General features: G+C 65.6%; 22 protein-coding genes. 11 read left to right on the forward strand and 11 right to left on the reverse strand.

Features of this window, described 5'->3' with window-relative positions:
- The first annotated feature begins 24 nt into the window (after positions 1 to 24).
- A complete protein-coding gene (locus C4901_RS07800; RefSeq protein ID WP_110136846.1) occupies positions 25 to 1,041 on the forward strand; it encodes an NAD(P)-dependent alcohol dehydrogenase in 1,017 nt (338 codons plus the stop codon).
- 159 nt (positions 1,042 to 1,200) lie between these two features.
- Complete coding sequence (locus C4901_RS07805) at positions 1,201 to 1,974, forward strand: autoinducer binding domain-containing protein (protein WP_110136847.1); 774 nt, start codon at positions 1,201 to 1,203, stop codon at positions 1,972 to 1,974.
- On the opposite strand, the gene C4901_RS07810 is transcribed toward C4901_RS07805, so the two are convergent.
- A complete protein-coding gene (locus tag C4901_RS07810) occupies positions 1,871 to 2,584 on the reverse strand; it encodes an acyl-homoserine-lactone synthase (protein WP_168185628.1) in 714 nt (237 codons plus the stop codon). The genes C4901_RS07805 and C4901_RS07810 overlap by 104 nt on opposite strands.
- A gap of 448 nt (positions 2,585 to 3,032) precedes the next feature.
- Between C4901_RS07810 and C4901_RS07815 the strand changes: the two genes are divergently transcribed.
- Both C4901_RS07815 and C4901_RS07820 read left to right on the forward strand, forming a co-directional pair.
- Entirely contained in the window at positions 3,033 to 3,293 is a 261-nt protein-coding gene (locus tag C4901_RS07815; RefSeq protein ID WP_240611847.1) for a cupin domain-containing protein, read from the forward strand.
- 46 nt (positions 3,294 to 3,339) lie between these two features.
- Entirely contained in the window at positions 3,340 to 3,603 is a 264-nt protein-coding gene (locus C4901_RS07820) for a hypothetical protein (RefSeq protein WP_110136850.1), read from the forward strand.
- A 47-nt stretch (positions 3,604 to 3,650) separates the two neighbouring features.
- On the opposite strand, the gene C4901_RS07825 is transcribed toward C4901_RS07820, so the two are convergent.
- Together C4901_RS07825 and C4901_RS07830 are read right to left on the reverse strand one after the other, a co-directional pair.
- A complete protein-coding gene (locus C4901_RS07825) occupies positions 3,651 to 4,622 on the reverse strand; it encodes a 2Fe-2S iron-sulfur cluster-binding protein (RefSeq protein ID WP_110136851.1) in 972 nt (323 codons plus the stop codon).
- A gap of 15 nt (positions 4,623 to 4,637) precedes the next feature.
- A complete protein-coding gene (locus C4901_RS07830) occupies positions 4,638 to 5,006 on the reverse strand; it encodes a group 1 truncated hemoglobin (RefSeq protein WP_110136852.1) in 369 nt (122 codons plus the stop codon).
- A 207-nt stretch (positions 5,007 to 5,213) separates the two neighbouring features.
- On the opposite strand from C4901_RS07830, the gene C4901_RS07835 reads away from it, so the two are divergent.
- Positions 5,214 to 5,675: an Rrf2 family transcriptional regulator gene (locus tag C4901_RS07835; protein WP_110136853.1), complete on the forward strand. Its 462-nt coding sequence runs from the start codon at positions 5,214 to 5,216 to the stop codon at positions 5,673 to 5,675.
- Positions 5,676 to 5,836: 161 nt separating this feature from the next.
- A complete protein-coding gene (locus C4901_RS07840) occupies positions 5,837 to 6,610 on the forward strand; it encodes a hypothetical protein (protein WP_110136854.1) in 774 nt (257 codons plus the stop codon).
- Positions 6,611 to 6,777: 167 nt separating this feature from the next.
- On the opposite strand, the gene atzF is transcribed toward C4901_RS07840, so the two are convergent.
- The 3 genes from atzF to C4901_RS07855 form a co-directional block, all read right to left on the reverse strand.
- Positions 6,778 to 8,511, reverse strand: coding sequence for an allophanate hydrolase (gene atzF, locus C4901_RS07845; RefSeq protein ID WP_240611848.1), 1,734 nt, complete (start codon positions 8,509 to 8,511; stop codon positions 6,778 to 6,780).
- 278 nt (positions 8,512 to 8,789) lie between these two features.
- Positions 8,790 to 9,032 carry a hypothetical protein gene (locus C4901_RS07850; protein WP_110136855.1) on the reverse strand — a complete coding sequence of 81 codons (243 nt, stop codon included), beginning with the start codon at positions 9,030 to 9,032 and terminating at the stop codon, positions 8,790 to 8,792.
- A complete protein-coding gene (locus C4901_RS07855; protein WP_110136856.1) occupies positions 9,033 to 9,314 on the reverse strand; it encodes a hypothetical protein in 282 nt (93 codons plus the stop codon). It lies immediately after the preceding gene.
- Between the two features lie 235 nt (positions 9,315 to 9,549).
- Between C4901_RS07855 and cysC the strand changes: the two genes are divergently transcribed.
- Positions 9,550 to 10,164 carry an adenylyl-sulfate kinase gene (gene cysC, locus C4901_RS07860; RefSeq protein ID WP_205736265.1) on the forward strand — a complete coding sequence of 205 codons (615 nt, stop codon included), beginning with the start codon at positions 9,550 to 9,552 and terminating at the stop codon, positions 10,162 to 10,164.
- 83 nt (positions 10,165 to 10,247) lie between these two features.
- A complete protein-coding gene (locus tag C4901_RS07865) occupies positions 10,248 to 14,105 on the forward strand; it encodes a DUF3683 domain-containing protein (protein WP_110136858.1) in 3,858 nt (1,285 codons plus the stop codon).
- Between the two features lie 89 nt (positions 14,106 to 14,194).
- On the opposite strand, the gene C4901_RS07870 is transcribed toward C4901_RS07865, so the two are convergent.
- The 4 genes from C4901_RS07870 to C4901_RS07885 all read right to left on the reverse strand — a co-directional run bounded on the left by C4901_RS07870 (position 14,195) and on the right by C4901_RS07885 (position 20,926).
- A complete protein-coding gene (locus C4901_RS07870; protein ID WP_168185629.1) occupies positions 14,195 to 15,619 on the reverse strand; it encodes a Do family serine endopeptidase in 1,425 nt (474 codons plus the stop codon).
- A 297-nt stretch (positions 15,620 to 15,916) separates the two neighbouring features.
- Complete coding sequence (locus tag C4901_RS07875) at positions 15,917 to 17,212, reverse strand: DUF445 domain-containing protein (RefSeq protein WP_110136860.1); 1,296 nt, start codon at positions 17,210 to 17,212, stop codon at positions 15,917 to 15,919.
- A gap of 61 nt (positions 17,213 to 17,273) precedes the next feature.
- On the reverse strand, positions 17,274 to 20,078 hold the full coding sequence (locus C4901_RS07880) for a bifunctional diguanylate cyclase/phosphodiesterase (protein ID WP_110136861.1): 2,805 nt from the start codon (positions 20,076 to 20,078) through the stop codon (positions 17,274 to 17,276).
- 206 nt (positions 20,079 to 20,284) lie between these two features.
- On the reverse strand, positions 20,285 to 20,926 hold the full coding sequence (locus C4901_RS07885; RefSeq protein ID WP_168185630.1) for a LysE family translocator: 642 nt from the start codon (positions 20,924 to 20,926) through the stop codon (positions 20,285 to 20,287).
- 353 nt (positions 20,927 to 21,279) lie between these two features.
- Here C4901_RS07885 and C4901_RS07890 point away from each other — a divergent pair, with 353 nt between their 5' ends.
- The 3 genes from C4901_RS07890 to C4901_RS07900 all read left to right on the forward strand — a co-directional run bounded on the left by C4901_RS07890 (position 21,280) and on the right by C4901_RS07900 (position 23,801).
- A complete protein-coding gene (locus C4901_RS07890; protein WP_110138570.1) occupies positions 21,280 to 22,200 on the forward strand; it encodes a LysR substrate-binding domain-containing protein in 921 nt (306 codons plus the stop codon).
- Positions 22,201 to 22,288: 88 nt separating this feature from the next.
- Positions 22,289 to 22,870: a 1,6-anhydro-N-acetylmuramyl-L-alanine amidase AmpD gene (gene ampD / locus C4901_RS07895; protein WP_110138571.1), complete on the forward strand. Its 582-nt coding sequence runs from the start codon at positions 22,289 to 22,291 to the stop codon at positions 22,868 to 22,870.
- 4 nt (positions 22,871 to 22,874) lie between these two features.
- Positions 22,875 to 23,801, forward strand: coding sequence for a regulatory signaling modulator protein AmpE (locus C4901_RS07900; RefSeq protein WP_110136863.1), 927 nt, complete (start codon positions 22,875 to 22,877; stop codon positions 23,799 to 23,801).
- Positions 23,802 to 23,849: 48 nt separating this feature from the next.
- On the opposite strand, the gene C4901_RS07905 is transcribed toward C4901_RS07900, so the two are convergent.
- Positions 23,850 to 24,527: an HAD family phosphatase gene (locus C4901_RS07905; protein WP_110136864.1), complete on the reverse strand. Its 678-nt coding sequence runs from the start codon at positions 24,525 to 24,527 to the stop codon at positions 23,850 to 23,852.
- Positions 24,528 to 24,593: the final 66 nt, after the last annotated feature.

The following is a 24,593-nucleotide window of genomic DNA, read 5'->3' on the forward strand; positions in this document are numbered from 1 at the left end:
TGGGATGTGAGATCGGGAGGTGTCATGACGAAGTCGATCAACGCCTGGGCCGCGGCCGGGCCTGGCAAGCCGTTTGAGCGTTTTTCCTACAACCCGGGTCTGCTCAAGGCCGATGAGGTGGAGATCCAGGTTGAATATTGCGGACTCTGTCATTCCGACCTGTCGATGTGGCAAAACGAGTGGGGTCTATCCCGCTACCCACTGGTGCCGGGTCACGAGGTGGTCGGTCGGATCGTGGCGCGTGGCGGCGAGGTGCGCGGGCTCGCCGACGGCCAGCGCGTGGGTCTTGGATGGTTCGCGCGCAGCTGCATGCATTGCGCGCAGTGCATGGCCGGCGACCATCACCTATGTCTCGCGGCGGAGGCGACCATCGTCGGGCGTCACGGAGGCTTTGCCGAGCGGGTGCGTTGCCACTGGGCATGGGCGGTTGCGCTGCCCGAGGCCCTGCCCGCGTCTTCCAGCGGGCCGCTTTTTTGTGGCGGAATCACGGTGTTCAGTCCACTCATGGAGCTCGGCGTGCGTCCCGTCGATCGTGCCGGGGTCGTGGGCATCGGGGGATTGGGGCACCTTGCGCTGCAATATCTGCGCGCCTGGGGTTGTGACGTGACCGCCTTTACCTCGCATGCCGGCAAGACCCCGGACCTTGAGTCTCTGGGGGCCCACCGGGTCGTGGCGAGCACTGATGAGCGGGCCTTGACGGATATCACAGGCTCCCTGGACCTGCTCTTGGTGGCCACCAGTGCAGCGCTCGACTGGCCCCGTTTCATAACGACCCTGGCGCCGCGCGGTCAACTCCATTTCGTGGGTGCGGTACTAGAGCCGCTCAATATCGGGGCGTTCAGTCTCATAGCCGGCCAAAAGTCGGTGTCGGGATCGCCATTCGGTCGCATCAGCACGCTCCGGCACATGCTGGAGTTCAGCAAGCGTCATAAGGTTGCGCCCATGGTGGAGCATTTCCCCATGAGCCGCGTGAACGATGCGCTTGATCATTTGCGCTCCGGTAAGGCCCGTTATCGGATCGTACTGGACCCGGATTTCTGAGGAGGATGTATGGATAGCGCCATGTCCGTATTGGAACTGGTCCAAATATAAAACACCGTGCACCTATCGAATTTCCCGTGTTGCCCGGCCCTGGGTCCGATGCTAAGGTAAAATCATCATGAGGTTTCGGAGACGGGTTGACAGGGCGGGGGTTCCGATATGCGCAAGAGGCTGGCGCGTCTGTCGAGGCGGGATCTGCTGAATGTCGCGGAGATCAGCCATGTAACCGCCAGGGCCGACAGCATCGAGGCGGCGAACACGGTCTTTCGGTCGATATATGGCCTGCTGCCGGTGCGTGGCGTGATCTGCATTCTGGCACATTGGGAGGCCGATGGCGGGATTCGTGAGGTCCGCCAACTCCTGAACTTCGGCTACCCGCCGGAGTGGTTGGCCTTGTACCGCGAACGGCGTTATGACCGGGTGGATCCGGTGGTGCGCGGTTATCATGGCGGTAAGGATGTCCAGGTCTGGTCGCAGGCCTTTCGCACGGCGCACTCGACAACCGAGCGTGCGTTTATCGAGGCTTGTAGGGCATTCGATTTGCGTGAGGGTGTGACCGTAGGACGGAGCAGCACGGACGGATGCGGCAGCCTGTTGTCGTTCTGGGGCAATGCCCTGGGGCAGGCGGCCCGGCACCGCACGATCATCGAATGTCTGGCGCCGGCCGTGCACGATCTGTTGCTACGACTCTCGCGGCCGGGCATTGGTCTGTGGCCACAGGATGCCAGCCGGGGATTGACGCCGCGCGAGCAGCAGATGCTCTATTGGGCGAGCCTTGGCAAGACCACGTGGGAGATTGGTCGAATCGTCGGAATCCGCGAACGGACGGTCATGTTTCATGTGGGAAATGCCATGCGCAAGCTGGAGGCGCGTAATCGCGCCCAGGCGATTGCCAAGGCGACGCTTCTCGGGATACTGGCGCGTCCGCCTTGAGCCAATCGTGAAAACGCGTGAGACGGCTGTCCGTTTGGCATTCGAAGACCTGGCGATCGAAGCGCGCCGCGATACATAAGGGGCCGGTGCCGAACCGTCGCGGGGGTCCAAGCGGGACACACGGGAATCCGCGACGGCGCAGGTGGCGAAGGTAGCGGGTCTCGACGACGAGATATAAAAACCGTATGGCGCGTGCGCAGGCCCAGCGATAGATCGCCTTATAGAGCAGGCTTGAAGCGGCGAGCGGTCGCGCCTCGCCAGGGGTCGGCGGCAATGTCGCAAGACGCGTGATCTCGGCATAGTCCGGGCCCCTGGGAAGGCGATAGCCGGGTGGCAGCAAAGGCCGGAAGTCATGGTCCAGCATGAACGGGCGCCCCGGCGGGATGAGCCGCACGAGACCGACGATAGTGCCGTCGCCGGCGAATACACCCACGGTCGTCGATCCGTCATCGTAGTCATCCCATTCCCGGCCGTCAGGGCGTGGCGTCACCCAGCCGAGTTTCTGGCAATAGATGGCGTGACGCAGCCGGAACCCCCGGTCGCGGTCTTCGCGGGTTTCGAGGACGCGGACGGTAAGCCCGGCTTCCGTGAACGATGCGATGTCGGCCATGATGATCCCCTGTGGCATGAGCGCCAAGGAATAGCGGAAAACGGGCGACAACGTACCTGTTGGTTCACGCAGGTTCGGGATACCATCGGGGGAAAACGGTGGGGGTCTGGCGCCGGGTGGCGTGTGAGGACCGACGGCCGGGCGCGATGGGGGCGGCCGACGCATGGGCCATGGGGTGCGTGTGATGCGCGCCTGCGCGGTGCCGGGTCGGGGACGCGGGCCACGGCCTTCCCTTGGGCATCACGGTGGTTCCGATGGGGCGTGATGGCCGGGGTGTCGGCAGGCCGCAGAGGGGCGGGGCGGGACAAGCGACGGTCTTTCCCGATAGAATATCCGCATGAACCCGTGCGTATGTGAACCAGTGGCCAGGCCGCAGCCGGCCTATGAGACTAAGGACGGATCACGGATCCGGGAATTATGGCACCCCGATCATCACGGTGACGGGGCTATGAGTCTTGCCCAGGCGACGGTCGATGCCGGTGCCGCAACAAGACTTCACCGCCATCTTTGCAGCGAAGAGATCTATCACGTGGTGAGTGGCGCGGGGACCATGGAGCGTGGCGTGGAGCGGTTTGCGATCAAGGCCGGCGATACCATACGGATCCCCGCGGGTGTCGCCCACCGCGTGGAGGCATCCGTCTCTGCGGCGCTTGTGATCCTGTGCTGCTGCGTGCCGCCTTACCGTCATGACGACACGCAAGTCCTCTAAGCGACCTGCTGCCCGGCGATCACGGCCATCGGCCCGCCGGGATCCCGTGCGTACGGTGTGGCTCGTGTTGGTCGTGGCCGCCGCCGCCGGGGTCTGCCTGTACCCGCCCTGGAACAACGTATGGACGAATTTCGAAGGTTTCCGCATGCAGGCACCACTCGTGTATGCATTTTTGTGGTCACCTCCGCCGCCGGTGTTTCCGGTGGCGCGCGCCATCGACCTCACGCGGCTCGGTGAAGAGCTTGCGGCGGTGGTGGTCGCCGGGGGTGTGGTGTACTGGGCGCTTGGCAAACGCCACACGCGCCGGTAAGAGGCGGGGGCGGCGTCTGGGACGCGGCGGGCGTCCGGGAGCGGATGTCAGGCGGCACTGCGGATGAAGGCGTCGGCGTAGATGTCCTTGAGCGCCGCGCCCGCCAGGTACAGGCGTTTTTTCGCGGACTGCACCATGTCAGGATGGCCGCACAGAAAGGTGCGCCAGCCGGCGATGCGCGGCAGATCGTTTAGGGCGACGTCGAGCACGCGTCCGTGACGCAGATCCCCGGTCGCATCCTCACGCGACACGCACGGATGGTAGTGGACGGTGGCATGGCCACCGCTAAGCGCGCGCAACTCGTCTACAAGGTACAGTCCGTCTTTATGGCGGCTTCCATGGTAGAGATGGATGGGGCCGCGGTGGCCATGACGCAGGGCATCGCGGATGATGCCGTAGAGTGGCGCGAGGCCGGATCCGGTGCCAAGAAGCAGCAGTGGCTGGTCAGGGTCGGACGGCATATAAAAACATTCCCCGAGCGGCCGGCTGACCGCCACCTGGTCGCCGACCTGCAGGGACTCGTGGATCCACCCGCTGACCCGGCCTTGTGACACCTTGCGCACATGGAGCGTGAGGTGCGGATCGAGCGCCGGGGCGCTGGCGAGCGAGTAGCTGCGACTTAACCCCTCGTCCTTGAACACGTTGATGAATTGGCCGGCACGGTAGTCCCCCATGTCCGGACACTCGAGGGCGACCGAGACGATCTCGCGGTTCAAAGGCGTGATCGCGCGCACCGTCGCGGCGAGTCGCCCGGCCTCCGCGCCAGGATGTTCGACGCGCACGGATTGACGCGGCACGCATTGGCACGCCAGGAAGTAACCGCGTGCGCGCAGCGTGTCCTTCAGGCCTTTTTGGGAGGCCTCGGGGACCTGCCCCTCCACGGCCCGCAAAAGGCAGGTCTGGCAGACACCGCTGCGGCACGAGGAGGGGATGCTCTCGCCGCCCCGGGTCAATGTCTCGAGGACGGTTTCGCCGTCGGCGCATGCGTAGGTCTTGTCGCCTAGAAGTATCTCGGGCATGGGGTCTCCGAAGGGTTAGCGGCCGAGGATGTCCGCGCGCGTGCCCTCGCAGATCGTCGCCACCTCGTCGATGCTGTCTTGCGGCACGTTAAGCTCGCGCAGCGTGGCCGACAGATGGTCCACGATGATGTCAAAGTGCGTGTCGTTCAGGCCGCGCGCCACCAGATGGGCATGCCCGCGACGCATATCCGCCCCTGTGTAATGGTTGGGCCCGCCGAAGGCCATGGTGAGGAAGGCCTTTTGCTTGGCGGCCTGTCTGTCCATGTCCACGTCGTCGAAGAATCCATTCACGCGGTCGTCGGCCAGGACCTTGCGGTAGAAGATGTCCACCGCCACGTTGACCGCCTGTTCACCACCGATCCTCTGAAACAATGCCTGACTCATGTCGCTCCTCGGTTATCGTATGCAAAGATGTATACAATATACATCTTTATCGGGACAACCCGCCGGAGGCCTTGAGCCTCACGAATCGCACGGCGGGTATGGCCCTACACTAAGACAAGGGACGTGGTATTGTCAAATATCATTCGACGGCGGTTTGACGCTCCCGCGTGCCGCACGCATCATGACCGGGCCTTTTGAGGAGATCTCATGCAGTTGACCCGCTACAGTGACTACGCCTTGCGGATATTGATGTATTTGAGCATGAAGGAGCGTGACGGTGCGGCCACGATCAGCGAAATTGCGGCCTTTTACGGCATATCGCGCAATCATCTCGTAAAGATCGTGCACCGGTTGGGACAGCTCGGTTTTGTGACGACCACGCGCGGCAAGGGGGGAGGTCTCAAGCTTGCGCGCAGCGCCGCGCAGATCGGCATCGGCGAGGTGATACGCAAGACCGAGGCGCACTTCGACATCGTCGAATGTTTTGATGCGCAGGCCAACAGCTGTCGCCTGACGCCGATCTGTCATTTGAAGGGCATGCTGGCGGCCGCCCAGGCGCAGTTCCTGCGCGAACTCGATGCCTACACCCTGGCCGATGCGATCGCCGGCCGGGATCGGGGATTCGTGTCGCTTCTCGATCGTATCCGGCTCAGTGCCCCCGGCGCTTGAGCGCGGGTGAGCGGGCAGCGCCCCCCGGGGGGCAGGCGGTCGGGCGTGCCGCGCCAACGCCGGTGTGCTTAGGGCGGGTCGCTGCTGGGCCTTGTCGCGGTTATACTGTCGGGCCCACCGGGCGTCCACCGGGCGGCCAGGCACGAACCACAGGAGGGGTGATGCGGTTAGGGAGGGGAGGGCTGTTGGCGGCCGTGCTCGTGTGTCAGTCGGCATGGGCGGCCCATCCCTGGACGCTTGGCAACATGCCCTCCGATTACCAGGGCCGCTACGGGACGCGTCACACCATCGGGATCTTTTACGACCCGACCTACCTGCAATATCGGGCCTCGGGCGTGCGCGTGAAACTCACGGTCCCCTATATCTCCGTCGCCAATCTGCCGGTGGGTGCCAAGCTCACGAACACTACCCTGGCGGCGCGCACCCAAAGCCGCCGCACGACGAGCGCCAGCGGTCTTGGAGATATCTGGCTCGCGACCCATGTCACCGTGCTGCCCGAGCGCGGCCTAAGGCCCGCCGTGGTCCCCTATCTCAAGATCAAGTTCGGGACGGCCTCGGTGCGCCAGGGGCTCGGTACCGGGCGCAACGATTATGAACTGGGGGTCGGGCTCGATACCACGATCGGCACCAACGTGTTTCCGTTCGCACATATCGGCTACCGCTTCGTCGGCAGTCCTCCGGGGCAGGGCCTGCGGAATATCGCCACCTACAATGCCGGTGTCAGTATTGCCACGACCGCGCGCAATGTCGTGACGGCCATGTATGCGGGTGCGCAGTCGGAACAGGCCGGCTATGCCGGCCCCGCGGATGCGATACTCGCCTGGAACTACAACGTCACAGCCGCCGGCAGTGGCGTGCAGGTGTATTTCGACAAGGGGTTGAGCCGCGGCAGCGCGGGTCTTGGCGGGGGTGTGGGCGGGCAGATCGTGTTTTGAGCCGGATGCCCCCAGACCGGAGGGTACGGGCCTGGGGGGCACGGAGCGGCCGAGGATGCGTGTGGCGGGTGGCCGATGGACGGGCTGGGGTCGAGGCGGGCGCGGGACGTGGGCCGGCCGCAGGACATCGTGGGCGCCGGCGATCGGCCGCGGGTACCGGGAGACCGTCAACGGGCTGCCTCCGGGTCCCGGAGATAGGCGCGCCAGCCGCCCCATGCGGTGATATCGCTAAGGCCCTGTACCGCGACCGCCTCCGCGATGAAGCCCTTGACCGAGCGCTCATCGGCGAGCACCACGGTTCCTATGGCGAGGGGCGCCGGCACCTCGGCGACTATGGCCCCGAAGGAGCCGAGCGGGATGTCCCAGATTTCGACCTCGATCGCGGCCCCGTGTGCCGCGCGCACCAGGCCCGGTCGGGGCGGCGTGCCGGGGAGGGCATAAAGCCGATAGCAGGGCGCGGTGCGCGTGCGTTCGCGGAATACCGCTTGGCGCGAGGTCAATGCCCCATTGAGCGGCAGGCCGCGCATATGGGCACCGACCACGGCCAAGGAGACGCTCGGGCACAGGGTGGGCAGGACCGGGGGGGTGCGAGAGGGGGATCGCCGGCCGGTCGCACCGAGCGGCGCATCGAGGTGACGTTCCAGGATCTGCCCGAGGGTTGCAAGCGCCTGGTCGTGCCACGCCGGGGCGATGAAGGTCACCCCGCTTGCCAGACCATCCTCGCGGAACGCCCCGGGGACTGCGAGCGCGCACAGATCGGCGAGGTTTACGAAGTTCGTATAGAACCCAAGCCGTGTGTTGCGATCCACGGGATCGCGGGTCATGTCGGCGATGGTGTCGATCGTGGGCGCGGTCGGGACGAGCAGGGCATCGAATCCGCGCAGGGTTTGGGCGATGAGGGCGCTCAGGCGCGCACGCTCATGTTCGCCGTGGAAGGCGTCGCGGGCCGAGAAGTTCATGGCGCCGGCCAGTGCCGCGCGCACCGCCGGATGAAGTGCCGCCGGCTGGCGTTCGAGAAACGAGGTCAGGGGTGTGATGCGCTCGGCCACCCATGGCCCCTGGTAGAGGAGGTCGGCGAGCGCACGAAACGGCGCGAAATCGATGGTCTCGATGCGCGCGCCGAGACCCTTTAAGGCCTCGACGGTGACCGCAAATGCGCGCGCGGCCTGATGGTCCCCGAAAAACTCAAGGGTATCGGGGATCGCGAGTCTCATGGGGTCGCTCGGGCGGGGTGCGGCCCGTTGCGGGTCTTCGCGGGAGTATGGGTCTTCGGGATCGGGGCCGGCTACGATCGCCGCAATGCGCGCGGCATCGGCCACGGTGAGGGCAAAGACCGAGACGCAGTCGAGCGTGCGGCAGGCCGGCACGACGCCACGCGTGGACCACCATCCGCGGGTGGGCTTTAGCCCCACGATGTGGTTGTAGGCCGCCGGGACGCGTCCGGAGCCGGCGGTGTCGGTACCGAGCGCGAAGGGCACAAGGCCGCGGGCGACGACGGAGGCCGATCCCGAGCTGGATCCGCCGGAGATATAGGCGGGATTCAGGGCGTTCGGTACCACCCCGTAGGGTGAGCGGGTACCGCTCAACCCGGTGGCGAACTGATCCATGTTGGTCTTTCCGACCAGAATGGCGCCGGCGGCCTGCAGGCGCGTCACCACCGGCGCGGTCGTCTGCGCGATATAGCGGAATTCGGGGCAGGCGGCGGTTGTCGGCCAGCCGGCAACGTCGATGTTGTCCTTGACCGCAAAAGGTACCCCATATAACGGCAGGGAGGCCGGACCGGCCAGGGCGAGTCGTTCCTCAAGCGCGGCGAATTGGGCGGCGAGACCCGTGCTATCGCAGATCGTGATCCACGCCGGGTCGTGCGTGGGGATGTGCGCGAGGTGTGCGCTCAAGGTCATGGGTGTGACGCTCCCGCTCCGGTAGCCCTGTCGCCACTCGTCAACGGTCCAGCCTGTGCAAGGCCCAGTCATCATCAGTGTTCCTGTTTGGGTCGGATGAGCGACGCCTAGCAAGAACGGTGCCTGGATGCCCGTGGGGGCGCCAGGTGCCGCTGTGCCCCCTTTTAGGACACTATCGGACGGGCCCGGCCGCGGCGTCGCGCTCGCGCCTGCCCTATTGTGGGGCAGGCGGGCCGGGCCGGGGCGCGGGACAGGGGGAGCGGCCCAGGGCCCTGGGGTTACAGCCCGTAGCGCGACAAGGCCCCTTGGGCCTTATGTAATGCGCCGGCCTTGTATTTGCGTAGATAGTTGGCCACGAGCGTCTTCAGGCCGGCGGCGCTGACGCCGCGTTTCAAGGCCGAGACGAGCAGTTGACTGGTGGTCTGGGGCGGGGCGCCTGAGGCGACGGCATGTGTATAGGCGTGGGCGGCGGTACCTACCCGGCGGGGACTTGCACGGTGGCGAAAGGCGCTCGTCAGCACCTAGCTAAGGCCCCCTGCCACCGGGGCCTTAAGGGCGCCGTTGGCATAATACCGGGCCGGCAGACGCGGGATGCCCTTGATGCGCGCCAGTATGGGCTGCAGGGTGGCGCCATGGTAATGGTGGGCGGCGCTATGGGCCGTGGCGCGGGCCTGCGTGGGCGAGAGGCCCTTGCCCAAGAGGAGATGCCCCAGCGTCCTGACAAGCGTGGTCGAGGCGGCATTCGCCAGGGATGGGATCGTGAGGGCTAGCACCAAAAGCCCTGTCAGTCGCCGGTAGGTCATAGGCACCTCCTTCATAGGGTCCGGGATCTCGGGGCCGGCCGGCGGCGGCCACGGCCGGGAGGACGCGGCCCCCACAGGTCGCGGAGTGTGGCAGGCGGCGCGCGCCCCCGGAAGGTCCATAGGGGGGAGGGCCGCGTTCCCACGCGCGCTGTGGTATTGTCTGACGCGTCGATGCCGCCGCCCGTTGGGGGCGATGGACAGGGCTGTGAACGTCAACTCAGGGGGAGGGTCAAGGGTGGTGAAGGGGCGATCGCGAGCGGGACAGGCGGCGGACGTCGAGGGTGTGGGGGGCGGGCTGGCGCTGTGGTTTACGGGTCTGCCGGGGAGCGGCAAGAGCACGCTGAGCCGCGCCGTGGCCGGGGAGCTCGATGCCTGCGACCGGCGTATCGTGACGATACTCGATGGCGATATCGTGCGTCAGTTCCTCTCGCAGGGCGCGGGGTTTACGCGCAAAGACCGTTACGACAACGTATGCCGCATCGGCTACGCCGCGAGCCTTATCGTGCGCCACGGGGGTATCGCCGTGGTGGCGGCGGTCTCGCCGTACCGCGATGCCCGGGCCCGGGCGTGCACGCTGGTCGAAGAGGCCGGCGGCGTGTTTCTCGAGATCCACATGGATACGCCGTTCACCGCGTGCGTCGCGCGCGACCCCAAGGGCCATTACGCGCGCGCCCTGGACGGCGACATGGAGCTGTTCACGGGTGTCGATGACCCGTATGAAAAGCCGCTTGCCCCCGACATTCGCGTGCGTACCGAGATCGAGGATGTGGCCGGCGGGGTCCGGCATGTCATGGCCGTCTTGCGTGAACGGCACTTCCTGTATGCGGCGGGGCACAAGACCACCGGCTGATGCGCCCACCCGGCGATGCGCGCCCGGTTCGTGCTAGACTACCGTATCGTGATGACGCGACCACGCCCCTAGTTAAGCACCCGATGAGCCCATCGTCCACTGCCCGGATCCGGGAGATCCCGTACAACTACACCTCGTTTTCCGACCGCGAGATCGTCCTGCGATTCCTCGGGCCGCGGATGTGGGAGACCCTGAATGCGCTGCGCGCGGCGCGCGTGACGGGGCGCTCCGCACGCATGTTGTTCGAGGTCCTGGGGGATATGTGGGTGGTGAGCCGCAATCCCTTCATCCAGGACGACCTCTTGCGCCACGAGCCGCGCCTGGGATCACTGGTGTCCGCGCTGCATCACCGCCTCGATCAGATCGTGGCGCGCGCCCAGGGGAACGCCGAGGCGCTGGCGCTGGCATCGGCGGCGCGCGCCGCGGTCCATGCCTTCGAGGAGGGCTTTCCGCAAGAGCGCGCAAAGCGCAAGCAGGCCCTGCGGGTGTTGTCGCGTGTCACCCACCGCGACAATATCGACTTCAGCGGTTACGCGCGCGCCGCGCATGTGACCGATGCCACCGACTGGCGGGTGGAGCTGCCCTTCGTGGTGATTACCCCGGATACCGAAGAGGAGGTCGTGGGGGTGGTGCAGGGATGCATAGAGCTTGGGTTAACCATCATCCCGCGGGGGGGTGGGACCGGCTACACGGGGGGTGCGGTGCCGCTATTTGCGGACACCGCGATTATCAACACCGAGAAACTCGATGACATCGGGGAGGTCGTCTGGCGGGATCTGCCGGGCGTCGACGGGCGCGTGCCGACGATACATGCCGGCGCCGGTACCGTCACCCTGCGGGTCACGGAGGCCGCGGAGGCCGCGGGGCTGTCGTTTGCGGTCGATCCGACCTCGCAGGACGCCGCCACCATAGGCGGCAACGTAGCCATGAATGCCGGTGGCAAGAAGGCCGTTTTGTGGGGCACGACGCTCGATAATCTCGCCTCCTGGCGGATGGTGACCGCGCAAGGCGAATGGCTGACCGTGGAGCGCGAGCATCATAACCTCGGCAAGATCCATGAGCAGGACGAGGTGGTGTTCCGCGTGAGCCGTACGCGCGCTGACGGACGCACCGCGAGCGGGCCGTCCGAGGTGTTGCGCATCCCGGGACGCTCGTTGCGCAAGGAAGGCCTCGGGAAGGACGTGACCGACAAGTTCCTCTCCGGCCTGCCGGGGATCCAGAAGGAGGGCTGCGACGGCATCATCACCTCGGCGGTGTTCATCTTGCATGAAAAGCCGCGGCACCTGCGGACTGTGTGTCTTGAGTTCTTCGGATCCGACCTGCGCGAGGCGGTGTCGGCGATCACCGCGATCAAGGCCTATCCGGGGACCGTATCAGGGGTGATGCTCGCGGGACTTGAACACCTGGATGAGCGCTATCTGCGCGCGGTGCGCTACAGCACCAAGGCGCCGCGCCGCGACCGCCCGAAGATGGTCCTTTTGTGCGATATCGCAGGCGACGACGATCGGCGCGTGGGCGAGGCGGCGGCGGCGATCGTGCGCATCGCCAACAGCCGCGGCGGCGAGGGTCATGTGGCGGTGACCGCCGAGGCCAGACGGCGCTTCTGGGCGGACCGCGCCAAGACCGCCGCCATCGCCGCCCACACCAACGCCTTCAAGATCAACGAGGACGTGGTGATCCCCATCGAGCGCCTCGCCGATTACAGTGAAGGGGTCGAGCGCATCAACATCGAACAGTCGCTGGCCAACAAGATCACGGCGGTGGAGGCGGTCGTCGCCTATCTGACCGAGGGTGGACCGGCGCGGGCATTGGCCTCGGACTATGAGACGAGCGTGGAAAATACCGCCATCTTGACGGCCAAGACCGAGGCCGCGGTGACGCACCTGCGCGCCGTCGCGCGCCGCTGGGCCGGAATCCTCGCGGGGCTCGATCGGCCGGCCGATGCGTGCGCCGATCTGCTCGGCTTGGACGAAGCCGGACGGGTGCGGCCCGGCGAGAGGCTGATCGCGTTATTGCTGCGGCGCGATGTGCGCATCTCTTATCGGCGCGAGGTGGGGCGCATTCTCGAGGACATCTTCGGTGGTCAGGAACTCGCGGTGGTGCGCCATCGCCTCCAGGCGATTCATGCCGAGGTGCTGGCCAAGAGACTTTTCGTGGCGCTGCATATGCATGCCGGGGACGGCAATGTGCACACCAACATTCCGGTGAACTCCAACGATTACGAGATGATGCGCGAGGCCGATCGCATCGTCGAGCGCGTCATGCATCTGGCGGTCGATCTCGGGGGCGTGATATCGGGCGAGCATGGTATCGGCATCACGAAGATCCGCTATCTGGAGCCGGAGGCGATCGCGGCATTCGCCGCCTACAAGCAGCGCGTGGATCCCAATGGACATTTCAACCGCGGCAAGCTCATGCCCGGTTCCGGCCTGGAGCGGGCCTATACACCGTCGCTGCGCCTTGTGTCCCAGGAGGCGCTGATTCTCGAGCGCAGTGAGCTCGGGGCCTTGAATGACGCGATACGCAACTGTCTGCGTTGCGGCAAGTGCAAACCGGTATGCACGACGCACGTGCCGCGCGCCAATCTGCTCTACTCGCCACGCAACAAGATTCTCGGGACCGGCCTTATCATCGAGGCCTTCCTCTACGAGGAACAGACCCGGCGCGGGATCTCGATCCATCATTTCGATGGCATGAACGATATCGCGGATCATTGCACGGTGTGCCATAAGTGCCTGAACCCCTGTCCGGTCGACATCGATTTCGGCGATGTATCGATCCGCATGCGGGAGATCCTGCGCACGCGCGGCCAAAAGCGCATGGCCATCGGTACGCGTGCGTCCATGGCGTTTTTGAATGTCACCGACCCTGGCACCATTCGCGCGCTGCGCAAGGGCATGATCGAATGGGGCTTCAAGGCCCAGCGCCTCGGCCACGAGGTGGCGGTGAAGTTGAGCGCAATCGGCCGGCCGACGCGCCCGCGGGCCACCACCGGCAAGACGCCGGTCTCGTCGCAGGTGATTCATTTCCTGAAAAAGCCCCTGCCGCGCGACGTCCCGCGCCAGACCATGCGCGCGCTGCTTGCCATCGAGGACGCCAAGACCGTGCCGATCCTGCGCGATCCCGCCAAGGTGACCGAGGATTCAGACGCGGTCTTCTACTTCCCGGGCTGTGGCTCGGAGCGGCTTTTCAGTCAAGTGGGCTTGGCGACGCTTGCCATGCTCTACGATGTGGGGGCGCAGGTGGTGCTGCCGCCGGGCTATCTCTGTTGCGGCTATCCGCAGACGGCGGCGGGGGATGATGCCAGGGGTCGGCAGATCACGACCGATAACCGCGTACTGTTTCATCGCGTGGCCAACACCCTCAACTATCTCGACATAAAGACGGTCATCGTCTCGTGCGGGACATGCATGGACCAGCTCCTGAAATACGAGTTCGAGCAGATCTTCCCGGGCTGCCGGCTGCTCGATATCCACGAATACCTGATGGAGAAATCGGTGTCGCTCGATGGGGTGTCAGGGGTGCGATATCTGTATCACGACCCGTGCCATACGCCGATGAAGACCCATAACCCGGTGGCGGTGGCAAGCGCGCTCGTCGGGAGTCCGGTGACGCTTTCGGATCGCTGCTGCGGGGAGGCTGGTACGTTCGCGGTCTCGCGGCCGGATATCGCGACGCAGGTGCGCTTTCGCAAGGAAGAGGAATTGAGGAAGGGCTTGCAGGCCGTGAGTGCCGGGGAGGCCGATGCCGCCGCCGGGGACGTGAAGATACTGACGTCGTGTCCGGCCTGCCTTCAAGGCCTCAGCCGATACCGCGAGGATACCGGTCTCGATGCCGATTACATCGTAGTCGAGATCGCCAACAAACGTCTGGGCGCGGGCTGGCAACAGCGTTTCGCCGACGCCGCGAAGGCCGGCGGCATAGAGCGCGTCTTACTCTGAGGATATGCGGGGCGTGGATGCCCGTTCGGGCCATCGCATGCAGGGAGATGGCCGGGCGCCTCCTCGCGGGGGCGCCCGGTTCTTTGGTCTTAGGGCAGGGTCACGACCACATAGGCGCTTTCCTTGCCACGACGCACGAGCACCGGGATCGGTGTGTGTGCGGGCAGGTTTGTCACCAGGTGCGCGATCTGGCTTGGCGAGGTGATGGCCACGCCGTTTAGTTCCTGAATCACCATTCCCGGCGCGATGCCGGCGCTTTCCGCCGGACCCGGCTCGACGGTCAAGACCACCACGCCATGGTGGATATCCATGTCGCTCAGTGCCTCATGGGTGAGCGGGCCCACTTCCATGTGCATGCGCGAGAGCGTGATGTTGTGGCTGCCCGGATGACGCAGGTTCTTCGGGAGCGTGCCCACCCGGACGTCTATGGTGAGCGGATGACCGTTGCGCATGATGCCCACCGGTACGCGTTTGCCCGGGCTCGTGTTGCCCACGAGCGGCGGGAGTTGACCCACGCTGTACACCGGTTTGTCGTCATAGGTCATGATCACATCGCCAGGCTTAAGGCCGGCCTTGGCGGCCGGGCCGTCGTGCGCGAGGCTTGCAATCAGCGCGCCGACCGGCTCCTTCAGGCGCATGGCGCGCGCCATCTCGCTGCTCACGCCCTGGACATCGACGCCGAGCCAGCCGAAACGGATCGCCTTGTGGTGCTCGAAGGCGTGAACGGCGCGCATGGCGGTATTGATCGGGATCGAGAATGACAGCCCCATGTAGCCGCCGTTGCTGGTATAGATCTGGTCATTGATGCCAACCACCTGCCCTTCCATGTTGAACAACGGACCGCCGGAGTTGCCCGGATTGATCGGTACGTCGCTTTGGATGAAGGGGATGTACTCGTCGTCGGAAAGCGGACGATTGATGGCGCTCACGACGCCCTGCGTCACGGTGTTGTAAAAGCCAAAGGGTGCGCCCACGGCGAGCAGCCACTGGCCGACTTGCAGCTGACTGGAGTTGCCGAGCGGTACGGTGGGCAGGTCATGACCCTTGATCTTCAACAGGGCGGTGTCGTAACGCACCGACAGGCCCACGATCTTGGCCTTGTAGACATGGTGATTGGACAGCCCGACGACGATGTGGCTCGCCCCGCGCACGACATGGGCGGCGGTCACGATATAACCCGAGTGGCTGATGATGAAGCCCGAGCCCAGCGACTCCACCTTTTCCTTCTGCGAGGGTGCGGTGCTGGGGCCCGAGAAGAATCGGCGGAAGAACGGGTAGAACGGCGAATTCGGCGGCACCGGATTGGTCGGCATCGCGCCATGGACGGTCTTTGTGCTGGTGCTGCTGATATTCACCACCGCCGCCCCGTAGTGCTGGATGATCGGCGTGAAGTCGGGAAGTCCGACCATCGGCTGCGCGGCGGCCGCCTGCCAGGCAGTACCCCCCACAAGTCCCGCCGCCAGCACGGCCGTTCCCCACCGCCGCCGGTGCGGTCGGTCTTTCAAATGACCCATGTCGATCTCCTCGTCGATAAAATCGTATAAGGCTGCGTATGGCCGGCACGGCGAATGAGTCATCGGGACTCACGGGCCTTCGGTCCTGGGTCTGCGAATGCCCATGCTACCGGAAACACGCGCTTGCTCACGGCTTTGAGTGTGCTCGAAGCCGGTTGTTCCCCCGTCGCCAAAAAAACCGCCATTGCCCGTTCACCGACTATGATAGCGCGGCGCGCGCCATGTCCCAAGTGCGGGCGCGAAAGCGGGCGCGAGCCGGCCCGCGCGGCCTGTGTCTTGTCGGTGGCGACGGGGTGATCAGCCGACAAGACGGGTGAGCGTGTAGAGGATAAGGCCCACGATACCCCCGACCAGGGTGCCGTTGATGCGGATGAATTGCAGATCACGACCGATGTTGAGTTCTATCTGGTCGATCAGGAAGGCATCATCCCAGGCCTTGACCTGGGCGGCTATGAAAAGCCCCAGGGTGCGCCGGTAGCGCTCGATCAGCGGCGGGGCATAGGATGCGATCTGGGTCTCTATCCAGGCATGGAGCGACGGACGATCGGCGAACGAGGCCACCAGTTCGCGGACCACGACCGCGAGTGTACGCGTCGACCCCGGCTGTTCGGGCCGTTCTTCGAGTTGCGCCAGGAGCCACCCCTGGAGCCCATCCCAAAGGGCCGTGAACGCGATCTCCATTTCGGGATTGTGGACGAGTTCGGTTTGCATGGCCCGGATGCGTGCGCGAAAAAGCGCGTCGTTCTTCAGCTTGTTGCTGATGTCGGTCACGGCCTCGTCGAAGCGCCGGCGCAACACATGATCATGATCCTCGCGGACCGCCTGCAAGACGGTCTGCAGGGCGTCGTAGAGTCGCTGGAGTATGGCGCGACCCACGCGCTCGTCGAGATTCAAAGTCGAGGGCACGAAATCCATCTGGCGCGCTATGGCGTAGACGAGTTCCTGACGCACGTCATCGTGCTGCAGGAATTGATAGAGCTGGGTAAGGGCTTCGTCAAGCAACCATTGATGGCGGCGGTCTTCGGCGAGCGTATCCAGGATGCGCCCGGCGAGCAGGCCGGTATCCAAGGTCTCGAAGCTGGAGGCCAGGGCGTCGGCCAGAAAGGCGCGCGCCTGCCGGGGATCGACCGTGGTGAGGAGGCGGCGCGCGATCTGGCCGAGGTAGGTCTGGATGCGCTCGATGTTTTCCGCGCGCAGGCACCATTTGGCGATGCGCCGGCCGGGTCCGAATGTGCGGATGCCCTCCAGTATCTTGTCGGTGGACAGGAACCGCGACTGGATGAACTCCCCGAGGCTGTCGGCGATGCGTCCCTTGTTGGCGGCGATGATGGCGGTATGCGGCAGGGGCAGGCCAAAGGGATGGCGGAACAGCGCCACCACCGCGAACCAGTCGGCCAGGGCGCCGATCATGGCGGCCTCGCTGAACGCCGCCACGAAGCCAAGCCAGGGGTGTGCCGGCTGAAAATAGCGCGCCGCCGTGTAGAGGACCCCGGCGCCTGTCAGCAGGGCAAGGGCCGACAGGCGTGCGGCGCGCAATCGCGCGCGCTTTAGGGAGTCGTTCGAGCGTTTTGGGGCAGGGCCGGTGGCAGTCATGGACACCGGCAAGGATAGCGGGGTGGCCGCGCTTTGTCGCCGGTTTTCGGGCAATCTGTGGTCAGATGAAGGCGGCGGCGCGCCGGAAGGCCACGAAGATCCCCTGTTCGTGGCTTAGCGAGCGGCCCTGCAGCCACGCAGCGACCCAGTCGGGTACGGCCTCGGCGGACATGGGGCGGGCAATCGCATAGCCTTGCGCGAGGTCACAGCCCTGGGCCTTCAGCCACTCCCACTGGGCCATGGTCTCCACGCCCTCGGCGAGCACCGGCCGTCCCAACTGGTGCGCCATGTGGATGACGCCTTCGACGATGGCGCGGTGCTGCGGGTCTTCAGGAAGCGGGGCAATGAAGCCGCGATCGATCTTGATGAGCGCACTGGGCAGGTCGGTCAGATAGCTGAGCGAGGCCTGCCCCGTCCCGAAATCATCGATGGCAAACTGCAGCCCCCGTTGACACCAGGCGTCCAGCGTGCGGCGGGCGCGTTCGGGATCGGCGAAGGCCGCGCGTTCGGTGATCTCCAGGGCGATGTGGTGGGTTGCCGTACCGCTGGCGCGCAGCACCTCGCAGACGCGGTGGTGGATCTCGGGATCCTGGAATTGGCTGGGTGACAGGTTGACGGCGATCTGCAGCGTAAGGCCCTGATCCATCCAGCGCCTCTGCTGACGGCACGCCTCCTGAAGCACCCACTCGCCGAGCGGTATGATGAGGCCCGATTCCTCGGCGATCGGTACGAATACCTCCGGGGATTGCGGCTGTTCCTCGGGATCGCGCCAGCGCAGCAGGGCCTCCACCCCGGCGACCCGTCCGGTGGCGAGTTCGACTTGCGGCTGGTAATGAAGCGCGAAACGGTCTTCCGCGAGGGCCTTGCGCAGGCGTTTTTGAAGGGACTGGCGATCGCGCGTGGCGCGATCCAGGGAGTGCTCGAATAGCGACCAGCGATTGCGCCCCTGGCGCTTGGCCTCGTACATGGCAAGGTCGGCGTGGCGCAACAGCGTCTGGGGGTCGCTGTCATCAAACGGATAGATCGTAAGGCCGATACTGGCCTGGGTGGAGACCTGGTCTGTGCCGATGCGTACCGGGGTACGCATCGCCGTGAGCAGTCGCGTGATCACGGTTTCGATGTCGGACATGCGCGCGGCGTCGCGCAGGATGACCGCAAACTCGTCTCCGCTCAAGCGCGCCACGACATCGCCCGCGCGCGCGGCCTGGCGCAGGCGTGCGGTGACCTCCAGCAGTAACCGGTCTCCGGCGGCATGGCCGAGCAGGTCGTTGATATCCTTGAACCGGTCGAGGTCTAGAAACAGCACGGCTTGCAGGGCCTCGACGTGCGCGCCCCGTTCCATGGTCTCGGTCAGCAGGCGCAGAAAAAAGGCACGGTTGGGGAGACCCGTGAGTTCGTCGTAGTGGGCGAGCGTACGCAGCCGGGTTTGGGCGGCATCGAGTTCACAGGCCGACCCCACATCCCAGGAAAGCCGCGCCAGCCATTCACGGGCCTCGTTCGACAGGGCCTCGGGAACCAGCGGACGGTAGGCTATGGCGCCGTAGTGGATACCGTTGTGGGCAAGCGGGTAGACGATGCGGTAGGGGGGGTCTGCAGGCGAGAGCGCGAGTGTGAGCGCGCTTTGCGCCTCGAGATGCAGGCGCCCCCCTTGGGCCACGCTGAGCGGCGTCCCGACCTTGTCGATGCGCGCCATCGCGATCCAGAGAAGATCGAGGTGCTCGGCGATGCTGTCTAGGACCGCACCCAGGGACGTGTCGGGGCTCTCGCCGCGCAGCGAGGCATCGGTAAGGCGATCGCGCAGTTGGCGGGCCAGTGCCTCGCGTTTCTGAGTGGTGACGTCGCGGGCGATCAAAAGCGAGCCTCCGCCGACGGCGTCGGGCAGCGAGCAGCGTAATAAATCCAGGACCCGCGGCGTGGTATGCGCGCGGCGCAACAGGATCTCCTCGCGCACCGTACCCTCGGAGGCGCGCATGAAATCACCCAGGCTCTCGCGGGTCGGGGTATCGGGGAGCTGTTCCAGGAGACGTTGCCGCTCGACATGGATCAGATCTTCGCGTGCCATCCCGAAGGCCTCCAGGGCGGCGCCGTTGGCGAGTTGCCAGCGGCCCTCGGCGTCGAGCAGGCCAATGAGGTCGGGGGAGGCCTCGAGCAGCGTGTGTACGGCGGCCTCGCGGCGTCGCGATCGCCGTAGTAGGCCCTGCAGCCGAAAATCGCGCAGAATGCGCTCGCGGACAGCGGCGCCGTTCAAGTGCGCGATCTTGGTGGCGAAGGTCTGTAGGACCACCACGGCAACTGCCATGGAGACACCAAAGGCGCTGCCGCCGCGGCCGGCGTATTCGCGCCATGCGAGCGCCAGCACCGGGGCGATGGCGAAGGCCTCGTAGCCGCCGGGCAGCACGCTCAGAAACGGGACCGGGCCTGCGGTGAGCCCGGTCACGATGGCCACCAGAAACGGGGGATTGATGCCGTTGCGGGGATAAGGTACGGCCAGGATCAGGAGCGCCCACAAAAGGCCGTCGGCGAGCAGGTGGGCCACGAGCCGTCGATGGCGCGCCGTGACGTCCAGTCCGCAGTCGGCGCGCGTAAGCCGGATGGGGAAAAATCGCAGGATGCCGTTGATCGCAAGCCCGGTCCACCAAAGGGCCTTGTCCAGGGGGCCCACCGAGCGCGCGAAGAGCAGCAGGCAGGTGGTGGCCACAACGAGGTTGGCCAGCACCTGCCAGCCGTAACGGCGACCAAAGAGGCGCAGCTGTTCGGCGAGGAGTGCGGTCCGCAAGGGCGGATGCGGGTCGGCGCGCGCGTGGCGGAGCGCGCGTGGCGCCCGCGGGACGCGCGCGCCGACCGGTGCTTGGCGGTGACGATCCATGGTTTTTTTCGCTATGGTTCCTGCCTCGTCGGCCGGTCTGTCACAGACCCCGCACTGGGACGAGCGGTCTCCCTGCGGGGCGATTGTGGCGTATTTTGGCGTTTCGGGAAAGCCTTAGCGTTGTCCTTCGGGTGGTGGCACCGCCGCCCGTGGGTCCGCGCACCCCAGGCGGCGGTTTTGTAGCGCAATCTTGGTCGATGGCGTGATCAGGGTGTCGGGATCCGGGGGCTTATCACGGAGTGGCCGGCGCTACCCAGGGCGACGACTCCGAGGATGATAATGAAGATCGCCGATACGCGGTTTATGAGGATAAGGGTGCGCGATTCGAGGTGCGTATGGAGACGGGAAGTCACGAGACTGAGTGCGATCCACCACAAAAGACAGCCGGAAAATATCCCGGCGACCAATGACAGCAGGCGCGGCAGGCTCGAGTGGTCCATCTGCAGCGTCGTGAATACCACGATGAAAAACAGGATGGTGAGGGGGTTTGCAAGCGTGAGCAGGAGCGATGATACGAACGTCCAGAGCACCCCGGGTCCCCCATAGCGGTGCGCCGGGGCCCGCCGTCGTGGCCGAAAGAAGAACGCGCGTCCGCCAAACCACAGGCAGAGGATACCGGCCCCGAGATGAATCCAGAAGCGTGCGCTGGCCAGAAAATTCGATACCACGCTCAAGCTCAAGCCCGCGAGCGCGGCATAGAATGCGTCGGCGGTGGCGGCCCCCGCGCCGCTTAACATGCCGGCGAGGCGCCCATGCGCCAAGGTCCTTTGAATGGTGAGCAGGCCGACTGGTCCGATGGGTGCGGATGTGATGATGCCGACGATAAGCCCTAGTAAAAACGGTTCCACGCCACTCCTCGGCCCGGCCGCCCGTGTCGTGCGCGGCCCTGCCGTGCGGATCGCTATCCATTGTCGTATTCGGGCCGCGGCCCCCCTGGGCGGGCCTGGCGGTCCGCCGGGGCGCTATCGTAAAACGGCTGGGCGGGAAAGGCCAGAAGAGAACGAATAGCGGATCTCGGTGGCGGCGGCCGATGCGCGGCCCTGGCCACCGTGTTCGACGGGGCGAGGGGGGTTTATGGGGCAGCGCGGATAGGCGGGAAGGGGAGAGGGCCGATGCCGGCGGCCTTGTCAAGATAGCCGCGTGCCAGGCGGCAGTGTACAGTCCCCGTATGGCCCTTATGGCCATTTCCGAATGGTGCGTCATGGCAAGGCCCGATCCTCAACTGCTTTTGACCTGGACGGTAGTGGCGCGCATGGGGAGCATCAATGCCGCCGCCGATACCCTGGGTCTTACGCAGCCTGCGGTCTCCAATCAGCTGCGACGGCTCCAGGAGTGGCTGGGGGAACCGCTTTATCGACGCCATGGGCGGGGCGTGACCCCGACCGCCTTGGGCAAGCGCTTGCTGCGTATCGCCTCTCAGATCGAGGGGGCGCTCACCGATGCCGAGGCGCTACGGACCGATGTGCAAGGTCTCATGCAGGGGAGTCTGTTGCTGGCAGCCAGCCAGACCAATGCCGAATTTCTGCTGCTGCGCGCCATGGCGGTCTTTCAGAAGCGCTACCCGATGATCACCGTGCGGTTGCAGTCCGGGAATTCCGAAGAGGCGCGCCGACGTATCGATGTTGCAGACCTCGCATTCGTGGAGGACGCGGTCCTGCCGGAATCGGTCCCTGGACTCAAGGGCAAGACCCTGATCGAGACCGATATCCGCATACTTTTGAGCGCCGATCATCCTTTGGCCCAACGGCCGGAGGACGAGCCGGTGGCGCTGAGCGAGTTGGCGGGTGTGTCGGTGGTCTGGCGGGAGCCCGGTTCCGGCACCCGCGATCGCGTCGAGGTGGCGTTTCGCCAGGCCGGCCTGGAGCCCGAGATCCGCTATGAATTCAGCGCCGGCGCGGCGGTACGCGAGGCGGTTCGTTGCGGGCTCGGCGTGGGCTTTGTGTCGGCCTTGTCGGCCATGCCTCCGGATCTTTGCACGCGGCCGGTCGTGCCGCGTATCGTGCAGTCCCTGTCGGTGATCTATCAGGGGCCGCTCAGCCGCCCCGGTGAGGCGTTTCTCGTGGTCCTTGAAGACATGATGCGCGCCGGGATCTACGCGACCCCGCGCAGCGTCGGCCCGTGATCGGGCGGGGCCTGGTGCGGCGGGGCGTGGATTTAACGTGTAAGAGGCAAGACAGTACAATGATATGGGGCATGAGGATGGCGGCCTGATGATCGGCACGATCGATGCGCGCGGGTGGCTCGACGGGGTACGGCGCGCGGCCTCGCCCCATTGTGATGCCCGGCCGCCCGGCATGGTCGTGGAGGTCGTGATCATTCATGCGATCAGCCTACCCGAGGGCCGCTATGGCGGGCGGGACGTGGAGCGACTCTTCATGAATACCCTGGATACCGGGGCCGAGGGCTATGCCGATCTTCGCGGACTGCGGGTCTCGGCGCATGTATTCATCCGCCGCGATGGCGAGGTCGTGCAATTCGTGTCCTTCGAGGATCGGGCGTGGCACGCCGGCGTATCGCGATGCGAGGGGCGCGAACGCGTCAATGACTTTTCGGTGGGCATAGAGCTCGAGGGCACGGATCACGGCCCGTTCGAGGACGCTCAGTACCGGTCTTTGCAGGCGGTGTCCGAGGCGCTCATGCGCCATTATCCGGCGATCACCCGCGAGCGGTTCTACGGGCACTCGGAGATCGCCCCCGGGCGCAAGACCGATCCCGGACCGTTTTTCGACTGGGCCCGGTATCGCTGCGCATTGCGTTCAGTAGGTGACGGGGTATCGCGAGGGGAGGGCTAGGGCGATGGCAATCACGCTGATCATCATACTCTTTGCGGTCGCGCTCGATCGCCTGTTCCCGGATCGTGGCCGGATGCCACCGTTTCTATGGTACGAGGACTGGGCGCGGGGTGTAGAGCAACGGTTCAATGCCGGGACCCGCGGGCAGGGTCTGGCGGCGGTGCTGGTGGTGGCGGGCCCGGTCTTACTCGGGGTGGCGCTGATCCGCTATGTGCTGAGTCATGTCAGCTACTCCCTGGTCTATATCTTCGACATCCTGGTCCTTTATCTGTGCTTGGACCTGTATCGGCTGACGCGTCAGGCGGTGGGTGTCTCGGAGTCGCTGGAGGCCGGCGATATCCTCATGGCCGCCACCCATCTGGAGACGATGACCGGCAAGACCACCGGGGATGTGACGGAATCATCCATTGCCCAGGCCACGGTCGAGGCGGTCTTGAAGCATGCCAACACCGCCGTCATGGCACCGCTTTTCTGGTTCATTCTCTTTGGTCCCGTGGCGGTGGTTTTGCAGCGCCTGGCCGCGTTGCTCGATCGCCTATGGGGTCACCGCAGCACCCAGTTCGCGGAATTCGGGTGGGCGGCGGCGCGCCTTGATGACCTGTTGGGCTGGGTGCCGGCGCGCATCACGGCGCTCAGTTATGGCATCATGGGCAGCTTCGAGGACGCCCTGCACTGCTGGCGGCGGCAGGCGGGCATGTGGTCTGATATCAACAGCGGCCCGCTTTTGGCCTCGGGCTTTGGCGCCATGCATATGAGTGCCTGCGAGGAGCCCGAGGAAGAGGATATGTCAGGGCCGCCGGCGGTGCGCGGCTACGTCGTCAATGCCGCGGATATCCGCCGCGCGGTGGCGCTGCTTTGGCGTGTGCTGCTGTTCTGGCTGGCGGTGGTGCTGTTGATGGCCGGGGCCCGCCTGTTCGGTGTCTTTGGCTGAGGGTGGTCCGCCGAGAACCGGCCTCGCGGTGATCGCCGATCAGGGCACCTAGGCCAACAGGGCCTGCGCGGGCGGGTCCGTGCGCAGAATCTCCCAACCCCGTTCCGTGGCGGTTGCGAGCAGGATCGGGTCCGGGTCCACGGCAATGGCCCGCGATACCGCCTCCAGGAGCGGCAGGTCGTTGTGCGAGTCGCTATAAAACACGCTGTCTGTGAACGTCAGACCGTGGTCCGCCATCCATGACCGGACGCGTATCACCTTGCCCTCGCGAAAGCAGGGTATGCCGTCCGGGCGACCGGTAAAGCGCCCATCGCGCTGCTCGGCCACGGTGGCGACGAGATGCGGAATGTCGAGGATCTCGGCTATGGGCGCGGTCACAAAGTCGTTGGTCGCGGTGACGAGCGCAAGCGTCGCCCCCTGCGCCCGATAGCACTGAAGCAGCGGGGCCACCCACGGTTTGATCATCGGCCGCACGCATTCCTCGATGAAGCGCGCGCGCCAAGCGAGCAGCTGCGGGCGCGGAAGGCGGTGCAAGGGCTCCAGGGCAAACGCCAGGAACTCCGCGATGTTGAGCGTGCCGGCCTTATAGGCCTCATAGAATCGGGCATTGGCATGCTCGTAGTGCGCGCCATCCACGGCCCCGGCGCTCACCAGGAACCGTCCCCAGGAGTAGTCGCTGTCACCGGCGAGCAGGGTGTTGTCCAAGTCAAATAGTGCGAGCGCCAATGCTCCCCCTACATTGCCGTAGCCGGCGGATTCTGTGAAAATGGGTCCATTCTAACTAGCTAACGT

Source organism: Acidiferrobacter sp. SPIII_3, from assembly GCF_003184265.1.
Classification (GTDB): domain Bacteria; phylum Pseudomonadota; class Gammaproteobacteria; order Acidiferrobacterales; family Acidiferrobacteraceae; genus Acidiferrobacter.